The 11,770-nt window shown below is 46.7% G+C and carries 9 protein-coding genes, 1 pseudogene and 1 other annotated feature; all 10 genes and pseudogenes read left to right on the top strand.

Annotation, left to right across the window (positions count from 1 at the left end):
- Window position 1 precedes the first annotated feature (1 nt).
- The 10 genes and pseudogenes from KJS69_RS06530 to KJS69_RS06485 all read left to right on the top strand — a co-directional run bounded on the left by KJS69_RS06530 (window position 2) and on the right by KJS69_RS06485 (window position 11,765).
- Entirely contained in the window at window positions 2-1,762 is a 1,761-nt protein-coding gene (locus tag KJS69_RS06530; protein ID WP_213582757.1) for an ABC transporter ATP-binding protein, read from the top strand.
- 440 nt (window positions 1,763-2,202) lie between these two features.
- A complete protein-coding gene (gene aac(2')-IIb, locus KJS69_RS06525) occupies window positions 2,203-2,922 on the top strand; it encodes a kasugamycin N-acetyltransferase AAC(2')-IIb (RefSeq protein WP_213582755.1) in 720 nt (239 codons plus the stop codon).
- A gap of 156 nt (window positions 2,923-3,078) precedes the next feature.
- Window positions 3,079-3,342 (top strand): hypothetical protein, encoded by a 264-nt coding sequence (locus tag KJS69_RS06520; RefSeq protein WP_213582753.1) that lies wholly within the window; start codon window positions 3,079-3,081, stop codon window positions 3,340-3,342.
- A 162-nt stretch (window positions 3,343-3,504) separates the two neighbouring features.
- The gene (locus KJS69_RS06515) at window positions 3,505-4,389 is read left to right on the top strand and encodes a phosphotransferase family protein (protein WP_213582751.1); all 885 of its coding nucleotides are present in this window, start codon (window positions 3,505-3,507) and stop codon (window positions 4,387-4,389) included.
- 424 nt (window positions 4,390-4,813) lie between these two features.
- Window positions 4,814-5,253: pseudogene (locus KJS69_RS06510) on the top strand (NUDIX hydrolase).
- A 102-nt stretch (window positions 5,254-5,355) separates the two neighbouring features.
- On the top strand, window positions 5,356-6,237 hold the full coding sequence (locus KJS69_RS06505; protein WP_213582749.1) for a phosphotransferase: 882 nt from the start codon (window positions 5,356-5,358) through the stop codon (window positions 6,235-6,237).
- On the top strand, window positions 6,234-6,374 hold the full coding sequence (locus KJS69_RS06500; protein ID WP_213582747.1) for a hypothetical protein: 141 nt from the start codon (window positions 6,234-6,236) through the stop codon (window positions 6,372-6,374). The genes KJS69_RS06505 and KJS69_RS06500 overlap by 4 nt, the downstream gene beginning before the upstream one ends.
- Window positions 6,375-6,626: 252 nt before the next feature.
- Window positions 6,627-6,889: a binding site (T-box leader), on the top strand.
- A 77-nt stretch (window positions 6,890-6,966) separates the two neighbouring features.
- Complete coding sequence (gene asd / locus KJS69_RS06495; RefSeq protein WP_213582745.1) at window positions 6,967-8,043, top strand: aspartate-semialdehyde dehydrogenase; 1,077 nt, start codon at window positions 6,967-6,969, stop codon at window positions 8,041-8,043.
- Window positions 8,044-8,240: 197 nt separating this feature from the next.
- Complete coding sequence (locus KJS69_RS06490; protein WP_213582743.1) at window positions 8,241-10,688, top strand: glycoside hydrolase family 2 protein; 2,448 nt, start codon at window positions 8,241-8,243, stop codon at window positions 10,686-10,688.
- Between the two features lie 156 nt (window positions 10,689-10,844).
- Window positions 10,845-11,765: an ABC transporter permease gene (locus KJS69_RS06485; RefSeq protein WP_213582741.1), complete on the top strand. Its 921-nt coding sequence runs from the start codon at window positions 10,845-10,847 to the stop codon at window positions 11,763-11,765.
- Window positions 11,766-11,770 lie beyond the last annotated feature (5 nt).

The following is an 11,770-nucleotide window of genomic DNA, read 5'->3' as shown; positions in this document are numbered from 1 at the left end:
CATGATGAACGACAGTAACTCTGAAGTTTCACGGCTGGTGAGATTGATCAGACCGAGAAAGAAAGCCTACCTGATTGGACTGTTCGGCTGCAGTCTCATGGATTCGATAGTCGCCATCGTGTTCCCACTATTGGTAAAATTCGTACTCGATGCCATAACCGACAAAAATATGGATGTCTTATGGATGGTCAGTCTGGGATTTACTCTCATTACTGCCGCTTTATTCTGTCTCACACCATTCTTTCAATATTTGTTCGGAAAGACGGTTAAATCGATCATGATGGATCTTCGGTTGCTTGTATTCCACCACATGGAAAAGCTTCCTGTTTCCTATTATGAGAACACACACAGCGGCGACAGCATATCGAGAATCAATAATGATGTTGGTGAAGTGGAACACGCTTTATCAGGAAATTTACGTAACATTATATCTTTGGTCATGACTGGAGTTTATTCAGCTGTCATTATGATAATCTTCGAATGGAGATTTGCCGTTGCCCTGATTTTGATGGGGTTGTTGTCCACCTATGTGAATACCCGGTTTGCCATACCATTGCGAAAAATTAGCACGGAAATACAACAAGGTTCGGCCAGACAAATGGAACGGTTAATGGAACTGATAGCAGGAACACAAGTAAGCCGCATCTTCCAAATGCTGGACAGGATGAACGGAAAATATAAAGAAACTAATCACCAGTTGGCCAAATTATCCATCTCCCGCATAAATAAATATGCTTTTCTAAACAGCACGAATTATATGTTGATGTGGATAAACAATGGCGGAGTCTTTATTTTTGGCTCGTTAATGGTCATTAACGGGCTGACATCCGTAGGGACATTATTATCAATTATACTACTGCTGGACCATGTGACGAATGTTTTTCGCCAGTTTGGAAATTTTTGGTCCAATTTGCAATCGTCGTTGGCAGGAGCCAGCCGGGTGTTTGAATTATTAGATTTCGCCGAAGAACCGGAAAGGTATCCCGCTGTAGTGGAGGGGGTCGTTTATAACGAAACCCTGGGAATGATTGAGTTTAGAAACGGGGCGTTTGCCTATAACGAAAATGAAAAAGTACTGGACGGGTTAAGCTTAATAGTTGAAAAAGGACAGGTTGTCGCTCTCGTAGGCCCCAGCGGAGGAGGAAAAAGTACAATAATTAAGCTCTTGCTAGGTTTTTATTCTCTTGAGCAAGGTGAAATTCGAATGGAGGGCAGGCGATTCGCAGATTATCCGCTATCAGAACTAAGGGATAGGATGGCTTATGTCTCCCAAGATACCTACCTTATTGAAGGGACAATTGAAGAAAATATCCGATACGGGCGGATGGACGCTTCTAATGAGGAGGTTGTCGCCGCGGCCCGCGCTGCGTATGCCCATGACTTTATTATGGAACTGACGGATGGTTACAACACAATGGTAGGGGAACGGGGAGCGAGACTTTCGGGTGGCCAGAAGCAGAGGATAGCGATCGCCAGAGCATTTTTGAAAAATGCTCCCATCTTACTGCTTGACGAAGCTACATCAGCACTGGATTCTAAATCAGAGCAGGCTGTTCAGCAGGGGCTTCAACGCTTAATGGAAGGGAAAACCACTATTGTGATCGCCCATCGATTGTCAACGATAAAGCAGGCCGATGTTATCTATGTAATCGACAAAGGGAGAATAGTGGAGCAAGGAACACATGATGAATTACTGGAGGTGGGTGGAGCATACAGTCGCTTGCATGATATCCAGGGAAGGCATAATGAGTTTCAACCATAATTCATACAGTAAAAACTTTATCCAATAGCAAAACCTCGCCATTTAATGGTGAGGTTTTGCTATTGTGCTGCTTCACGTCTTTTGGGTATTCGGCGAACCGTGGGGGAATGATGATGGCCATTCTTACTGAATCAGATGGTAATCGGATGTTTACTCCCGTTATAGGGATACCCGCCATTAAAAGGGGCATTCCTATTGTATTCTTTTCTTTTCAATCCTCTGCAATTCTCGTTTCGGCCATTCCGCCTCCATGTAAAAGTCATTCTCTTGAAGGAATTTAATGATTGCTTTCCATTTATTGATTGCTTCATCCAACCTTCCTGCAACTGACAGGATAGTTCGATTATTATTAAATTTTCTCAGGTTATCTTTGAATATTTTGATACTATGAATAGTGACAAACAACGCAAGTATTTTTTAATGAATTGAGGGATAGATACATGAGTGACCGGCAAGAAATCAAACCAACCGCCCATGACCTGATGGAGTTCCATGTTGAGGCGCTGTTTACGCATGACCAGAACATGCGGCTTCGTTCGATAAACGAGCCTTGGCCCGGAGAGGCCCCGGCGCCCCGGTTTTTCTTAGGGCGGACTATAGAGGGAACGGCTATTTGTCGGTTTCGGTATGATGTCCCGGAGATTCTGATCGAGCAATTGGAGGGATTGTGTGCTGACGAACCGATCGTTAGGGACTTCCAGACGAAACCGAAACATTTCGAGGCATATATGAACCTCCTCCAAGGGGAACGGTTCTCGATGGGACCTTGTTTTCTTGTTCCTGGCGAAGCCGAGCCGACCCTGCAGGTGGTCAGCATCACCCGGGAAAATATGACGGAATGGTTGCACGGCGGTTTCGAATGGCTGACCTCCGAAATAGACTACGCGCAGCCCTGTATTGCGCTAGTGCGCGAAGGGCGTGCCGTCTCGATCTGCCGCAGTGTTCGCATCACCTCCAATGCACACGAAGCAGGACTTGAGACCTTGGACTTGTTTCGTGGAAGGGGATATGCCGCCGCAGTTGTTGCCGGATGGGCAATGGCGGTGCGGGAGCTAGGTGGAATCCCGCTGTACAGTACTTCGTGGGAGAATCTTGCATCCCAAAGTGTGGCGAGAAAATCCGCCTTGTCCTTGTATGGAGTCAATTTCACAGTTACTTAAGCTCATTCCGGAGGCTGGTTGGTATAATACTAATAAACATGACATCACCCGCAATGTAGCTGGATATTCGCTCGTGTGCTTGAGATCAACGCACACGGGCTTTATTTTTTGACAACAAGGGGCACCAGAATCATCGTACGCCAAAGGACAGGCAAGATGCTTGCGTTTCATATCGTGATGTCAGTTGCAACAACGGTTTTGGTGTGCGTCATGCTGGCCGATCCGGCCGTCTGGAATCCCGATTTTATCCAGCAGTTGGAGGCGGCAGGAATTATATCAGCCGGCGGAGAAGGATTCGACACGGTGGTTTCGATATGGTTCGGGGTAACCGAATGGCTCATTGTTGCCATTGGACTTTTCGCTCTGATCGACATTATATCCGAAATATACAAGTGGTATCGGGTAAAGACATCTGCATAAAACGGAAAGACAGCAAGATCCGCATCGGTACCGCTAGCAAAACGCGGTGCCAATTCCAGCAAGGTCTAGATCCTTGCATATATCATATGGCTGAGCGTATGTGAACGGAGCAAATATGGTTCGACTAGCCTGGTTGAGCAGCAGCAGGAGGGTGTTTCGAAAATGATTGATGGAGGGATAAAAATGAGAGAGCAGTCGCTTGAGCGCAAGCTGGAACTTGTGAAAGCTGAATTAGGAGAATTATCTTATCAGACATTTGAATTCATAAACACAGGCTGCGAGAAAGATGTTGTGGTCTTGGACAAAAAAACAGTGATTTCATTCTATCGTCATGGACTTCAGTTAGACGCTTATGGTGTGAGACAAGAACTGATTCACAGATTGGGGAAGCACACGGAGGCAGTTTTGCCGAATAATTCATATATTTCTCCAACGAAGGATTTCGTTATGGAAAAATATGTGCCGGGACATCGAATCACACCTCAGTATGTAAAGGAACATTTGGAAAACGCAAAACAAATAGGAAGATCACTAGGCAGGTTTTTAAGACAACTCCACAGGGTATCAGCAGAAGGATTGGATTTGCATACCGGTTTTGCACAGGATGTTCGAAATGACATGAAAGAAGGCATCGCGCTTCTGGAGACCAGGCTTTCCGATTCCGAGATGAATCAAGTTATGGAGTTCCTGAATGAATATTATAAAATTTCCGAATCGGTTCAGAAATGTGTTGTTCATGGCGATTTTCATTACGACAATATATTTTGGGATGAGAAGACCGGCCGCCTTGGGGTGATAGATTTCAATGAAGGAGGAATCGAAGACCCCGCCCTGGATTTCATGTATATGGGTTATTATCCCGAACAATTCCATCAAGCGGTATTTGAGGAGTATGGTTCAGCAGATAGCTGCTTGTATGAAAGAAGTCAAATGTACGACAGAATCTATGGGTTGTATGATATGGTCGAAAATATCCAAAATGATCCTCGGAAACCGGATTTTCAAAAAGGGTATAGAAGATTTTTTGACAAGAGTACTGACAAATAAATTAAAATATTTCACGCCTATTCTGCAGCCGACCCGGTATCATCAGAAGATGAGATTAGCAATTAAGACATTTTTTGGTGAGGGACATAATGCTCAAAATTACATTGCGTGGAACACCTTATGAAATCATAACATAGATGATAGCTCCGAAGGATATAAACGACACCTTGCCCTCGAAGATTTGCTGTCCCAAAGCCAGTTGTCCGAACAAACCATGAAGACCATACTAAGCCACAAAGAGGGTGATTACCCGGTATGTCGAAAGACTACCCAGGTCAGTTTTATGGCTTTTCCAGAGCAACTAATGCTCAAAGTGTCCGATGGAAAACCGACTCCTGAAGGCTACCAAGACTTCATACTCACTTTATGACAAACTAATCATTAAAAAAGGTCGTTCATATATTCTTTTGGAGGTAGGTATTAAATGTATATAGTGAATGTAGAGGGCGCTGTATTCAATGAAGACAAATGGCTTGTCATTAAACGCAGTACGAAAGAAGAGCACGCCGGAGGAACCCTCTCTTTCGTCGGGGGCAAGGTGGATCCTGAAGAAACGGCGCTTGAAGTTTTGGAAAGAACAGTGAAGAGGGAAATATTTGAAGAGGTTGGCATCGAGATAAAAGAAGAGCTGCATTTCTTGTATAGTTCCTCATTTGTTTTAAAAGATGGACGCCATGTGCTCAATGTCGTTTTCCTGTGCGAATACGGCAAAGGAACAGCCTATTGTAAAAGTCCCGATGAAGTTGAAGAAATCTATTGGTTGCCTTTTACTGAAATCATGAATCATCCCGAACCCCTGAGTGGACCAAGGAGAGTGTAAGAAGAGCAGAGCGTTTGCGAAAAAAACTGTTCCGTACAGGATAGTTTAATTATGATCAATCTTTACTATCTGAAGAATTCGGAGAAGAAGTAAAATGATCGGAAAGGATAGGATCACGGACAGAAGCAAAGGAAGGTAGGGTGTGAATGAGTGATGTTCAAGCGCAATCGATACTCGTTCGGTTGAAGAATCAAGGAATTCTTCAACCGGCATGTATTTTGAACTGGCAAATGTCGGGTACGACTACGGGCAAAGTATACACTGTCAGCTTTCGTGACGAACCGTTTTATGTTCTGAAAATCGATGATCCTAAACACGTAGAATTAGTGGCAAGCTTTCTTCAAACCTACACAGGATTGATTTTCCCCAAGCTTCATTTTGTCGATCCGGCTCATCAATTCTTCGTCTATGAGTATATTCAAGGAACCGCCAATAAAGAGATGGGGTCCAAATCAGAATGGCTGTCCGCCTTGGCTGAATCTCTCATAAATCGATATCAACGCGCCAGTGCTGACCAAGGTTGGGGGTGGCTGGATGAGCCGCTTGCCGACTCTTGGCCGGCGTTCCTGCAGCAGCGGATCGTCGAGGCGCGTGATCAAATACGAGGCTTGCTGCCACAAGACGACCATGATTGGGTTAAGCAGCTTCCTGAAGCCATATACCGATCGGGTAATCTGCAAGCATATTTGCTGCACGGGGACTGTGGGGTTCATAATTTTATTTTTGATTCGTCCGTATTGCGAGGCGTCATCGACCCATCGCCAATGGTCGGACCTTCGCATTATGATTTTCTCTTCGCCTTTTGTTCGTCTCCCGACGACTTGACTATGGATACACTTAGGCGTGCGGCCCGTACCTTACACCCTTCCTTGTGGCAGTGGGATGATCATCGGTCGTTGGTGGAAGAAGTACTTGTTCAGCTTTATTGTAGGATTGCGACATGCTTAAAGTACCATTCTTCACATTTGCCTGAATATTTGAAAGCTTGGGCTTATTGGAGCAAGCTGAGGAACGAGGCGATTACATGATCATCGCAACTTATAATATATGGAACGACGAAAGAACGCTAAGCGGCAGACTGGCCGCCCTCTGCGAAGAAATTGGTTCTGTTTATGCGGATGTTATCGCTTTTACTTATTCCCTCGATGTGATTCCGACGATGTAACTGGATTTTATGCAGGTAAATTCTAGTGAATGGTAGAAAGCAACTAGACTAACTGGAAAAACTGCATTTAAAATGGAATATTTCGGCTGATACCGCCCTTTTTCGGAAAAATAGATGGAGGTTTTCCATTTAGTTTTCGTTTTTAACATCAAAAGGAGCAAAATAGCTGGATGAAATCCATTTAGCGCCCATGCCGGTACAAAATTACCTTTACTCTACTTTCTTTGCTTGATATGATGTATCCAAAATATCGAAAAAGCGATGACGAGAAAAGTAAATAAAACATTCTTCCACAGAGAGCTCCGGCTGCTGAAAAGGAGTGAAGAATGTTTTATTGAAGAAAGCCTCTGAGCCGTACATCGGAACCGTAAGAGGGGATGGTGTAACAGGAGCTCCTGTTATAGAGCTAGAGTATAAGCTGTCTTACTAAAGATAAGCCGTACTTGAAGAGGCAGAAATGGCGACATATCTGTGAATCCGGGTGGTACCACGAGCATACAATACTCGTCCCTGAGACTAAAGTCTTGGGGGTGAGTTTTTTTTATTTACACGAAAGTTCTACGAAATTCATATCAAACAAGGAGTGAGCCATATGTCCAGGTTAAGAGCGGCAGTCGTCGGAGCGACGGGAATGGCCGGTCAGCAGTTTGTCCAGGCATTATCCAATCATCCGAACTTTGAAGTTGTCGTTATGGTTACCTCAAGAACTATGGAAACATACGAAGAAGCCTTATTGGAATCGAATGGTTCATCCAGATGGACACAAAGTACGCCGGTTCCCGGAGACATGCTGGAAGTTCCGGTCGTCTCCTCCAAGGAGTTCCGTCCCGACTCCGTTGACGTTATTTTTACGGCGATTGAATCCGATCTTGCCAAAGAGCTTGAGCCTTGGTTTGCCGAAACGACCCCGACTTTTTCGACGGCATCCGCCTTTCGTTACTTCGATGACACTCCGCTTCTCATTACCGGAGTTAATGACGATCATGCGGATTTAATTCGCAAACAGCAGCAAGAACGCGGCTGGCAAGGCTTCGTGCTGCCTGTTCCCAATTGTACGGTTACCGGATTGGCGATCACTTTAAAACCGTTGCATGAACACTTTGGCATTCAAAATGTTCTGATGGTCTCCAGCCAATCGCTTAGCGGTGCCGGAAGAAGTCCAGGGGTGCGTTCTTTAGATATTCTGGACAATATCATCCCGTACATCCCGAATGAAGAGGAGAAGGTCAGAAAAGAACTGTTAAAGATTCTCGGCGAATATTCGGGCGAGGGCATTATTCCGGCTGAGATTCACATTAATTGTATATGTACGAGAGCGAACGTGCTGGATGGACACACGGAATCCGTATTTGTGGGTCTAAGGAAACAAGCAAGCTTATCTGAAATTAAAGAAGCGATCCAACGTTATAATCCTTTCGGGAACTGCCATCCTCTACACTCGGCTCCCGAACGAATGATTCATCTTTTTGATGACCCGTTCCGCCCTCAACCCCGCTTGGATCGCGAGCTCGGAGGCGGTATGACCACAAGTATGGGGAGACTGGAGGAGGAGCCTGTCCTTGGTGGGGTGAAATATGTTTTGGTTTCCCACAATACGAAGATGGGTGCCGGAAAAGGTGCGGTTCTGCTCGCTGAATCCATGTTGGCAAGGGGGCTGCTGCAGAAGTAGAGATTAATGTTCGACCGACCGCCGTCATCCAGTGCAACACCTCTTGCTGATATCGTTCGGAGTTCGCCATAAGCGGGCTCCGTTCTTTTTTTGCAAAAAAAAGAGCAAATCGTTGATATAATGCAGATTTCGTTGATTCGCGCGGTAGTTTTCAAACTTTGAAAAAAATACAATATTAGCAAAAGGAGGTTTCCAGGGTGAACGATTCAAATTACAGCAGAAAAACTATAAATTTTAACACGGATTGGAAGTTTATTTGCGAGGACATCCTTGGGGCCGAGCAGAAGCCGTTTCCCGCCGGAAGCTGGGAGACGGTCTGTTTACCTCATGCCCCTAGAATAGAGCCGCTTCATGTCGATTTGCATTTTCAAGGAATTTGCTGGTACAGAAAAACGTTTATCGCAGAGGAAAAATTCAAAGGCAAGAAGCTTTTTGTGGAATTCGAGGCAGCCATGCAAAATGCTTATGTTTGGGTAAACGGAAAGTTCAAGCTGAACTATAAAGGGGGTTTTTTGCCGTTTACTATTGACATCACTGACGAAGTAGAGTTCGGGGAGGAAAATGTGATAGCCGTCCGGCTGGATAATCGTAACAATGGAAGCATTCCTCCCGGCAAACCGCTGGAAAGCCTTGATTTCTCCTATTTTGGCGGCCTGTATCGAAACGTGCATCTTCATGTTACGGACAAGCTCCATGTCACCGATGCCGTATATGCCGGCAAGGCGGCGGGTGGCGGAATCTTCGTCAAATATAGCGGGGTTTCGAAAGAGTCGGCTGCGATTGAAATCCAAACCCATGTGTTAAACGAGCACGATGCTGCCAAGAAAGTAAAAGTGGCGACATCGATTCTGGACAGGCAGGGCCGGATTATTGAATCGGCGGTTACAGCGGTCGAGAGCGTTGCCGCGGGCGGGGACATGACATTCGTGCAATCCATGACATTAACGAATCCGCAGCTCTGGCATCCCGACAGTCCTTATTTGTACGACTTGCATACTCAAGTGTTGGATGACGATCAATTGGCGGATGAAGCGCGTACCCGGATCGGGATTCGGACGATATCGTTCAGCAAAGAAGAGGGCTTCACCATTAACGGAGAAAGGCTCGTTATCCGCGGAACGAATCGCCACCAGCAATTTCCTTATATCGGTAACTCAGCGTCAGACAACGCCCATTATCGCGATGCGAGTAAGCTGAAGGAGGGGGGCTTCAACTTTGTCAGGCTCGGTCATTATCCGCAATCGCCGGCTTTTCTGGATGCCTGCGACGAGCTCGGATTGATGGTTGTCGAACCGGTACCCGGGTGGCAGTACTGCGAGGAAGGCGAATTTCAGGAAATAGTCCGGCAGAATGTTCGGGATATGATCCGCCGCGACCGAAATCATCCGTGTGTGATTATGTGGGAGGTAAGTTTAAATGAGACTTATCATGGCCGTCCGGGGGCAACGGATGAATTTTTCCGCGAGCTGCATCTGATCGCGCACGAAGAATATCCGGGAGATCAAATGTTTACATCCGGGGATACGCTCGGAAGACAAAATCCCGCTTACGTCGGCTTTGACGTGCCTTACACGCTTTGGAACGGCGAAACTTTATCCCGCCCTCTGGAGGAGGTTCTCCCCGACAAAGGAGGATTCGATAGGGAGTACGGAGATTATGAATTCGGAGGCCATGAGAGCACAAGCCGGGTGCCGCGCGGCGCCGGGGAACAAAGACTGCTCCTGCAGGCCTGGAATTATCAATGGTCGCTGAACCGTAACCGCGGGAACCGATGGTCGCTTGGAGACGCATCATGGGTCGGGATCGACCATAACCGCGGCTGTTCCCCTCGCTTGTCGGAATGCGGAGCACTCGATACGTTCCGGCTGCCCAAATACGTCTACTATTTTTATCAGAGCCAGAGAAGCCCGGAAATCATTCATGAGAACGTGGATAGCGGACCGATGGTATATATTGCGAACACTTGGACGGAAAGAACAACCCCCGCCAAGGTCGTCGTTTTCTCCAATTGCGATGAAGTCGAGCTGTTTGTAAACGGCAAATCTGTCGGGATTCGCAAGTCCGATCAAGGACCGGACACGGAGTACGGTGAGCGCGTGACAGGCTATGAGGTGGATTATTGGCTTACGGATGAGGAGCAGCATAAGGGGAAGGGGACCGGATTCGACGCGAAAACGGATGCTGGCCATATGAAGGTTTATCCGCATGACGGGGGAAATTGCTGCAACTTGGAACGGGCGCCGTTCACATTCACCGGAGTGAACTATGAGCCTGGACAACTGAAGGCAGTAGGGCGAATAGGAGGGAAGGAAGCGGCCGTATGCGTCGTGCAAACCCCGCTTGAGCCCAAGACGTTATCCATCCGCATCGATAAGAGCGGGAAAGACCTTTCCGCCGACGGCGCCGACTTCGTCTTCGTCTATGCGGAAATCCAAGATGCGAACGGGACCGTGGTCCCCTCCGCCATCCACGAGGTTATGTTCAGTATCGAAGGTCCGGCGGTCATCATCGGTGAAAATCCGGTACGGGCAGAGGCCGGTATTGCGACAGTGCTGCTTCAGTCCCTTACAACAGCTGGCGAAATAACTGTGACGGTTTCCTCCCAAGGCTTGAGTCCGGCGGTGACGCACATTTCGACTATATAGGGGTAATGACTTATTTTGTTGCTACAGTGCAAATATCGTTGATAGCGTCAGTAGGTTTATTTTCGGATAACCGTTAGAATAAAATAACCCCACACAGTACTTTGCGGGGAGCCCCAGAACTTATAAAAGACAATTTGCTATTGAAGGATGAGGTGAATGCTAGTGGCGAAACGTTTTTGGCAACAATGGGACTTGCAGATTATGGTCATTCCGGCCATCATCCTCATCATCATATTTTCCTATATTCCGATGTGGGGGCTACTGACGTCCTTTCAGGATTACAATCCGGCCAAAGGTTTTCTGGGAAGCCAATGGGTTGGCCTCAAGCATTTCAAAATGTTTTTTAATGCGCCGGAGTTTTGGCTAGTTATGCGCAACACGATTGTGATCAGCCTGTTGAAGCTGTTCGTGGCCTTTCCCGCGCCGATTATTCTTGCTCTCATGTTCAATGAAGTGAAGAATGCGGCGTTCAAACGGCTCGTCCAGACGATCAGCTACTTGCCCCATTTTATTTCGTGGGTGATCGTTTCCGGTTTCGTCATTTCCCTTCTTTCCGTCGATAACGGAAGCTTGAACATGCTCTTGCAAAAGGTCGACCTGATTAAGGAACCTGTTAACTGGTTGTCAATTCCCGAATATTTCTGGTCGATTCTGATTACGACAGGGATATGGAAAGAGGTTGGCTTCGGAGCCATCGTTTATTTGGCGGCTATTGCGGGTGTCGATCCCCATATGTACGAGGCGGCTTCGATCGACGGGGCCGGACGAATGCGGCAGTTATTTTCGATTACGATTCCTTCGATCGCGCCGGTCATTATCATTTTTCTCATCTTGTCGGTGAGTCAAATATTGAATGCGGGCTTTGAAGAAATCTTGCTGCTGACCAATCAGGGCACCAACGTCATATTAAGACCGGTCTCGGAAACAATCGACACTTACGTCTACCGTGTCGGGATCCAAAATTACCGTTACTCCTATGCAACGGCGGCCGGGTTGTTCAAAGGGGTCGTCAGTGTAGGACTGCTCTTCATCGCGAACTGGATTGCGAGAAAGCTGGGAAGCGCGAGTCTATGGTGAGGAAG

The sequence above is a fragment of the Paenibacillus sp. J2TS4 genome, assembly GCF_018403245.1.
GTDB lineage: Bacteria > Bacillota > Bacilli > Paenibacillales > NBRC-103111 > Paenibacillus_L.
The sequence above is the reverse complement of the archived record's forward strand: the minus strand, read 5'-3'. Positions and strand labels throughout refer to the sequence as shown.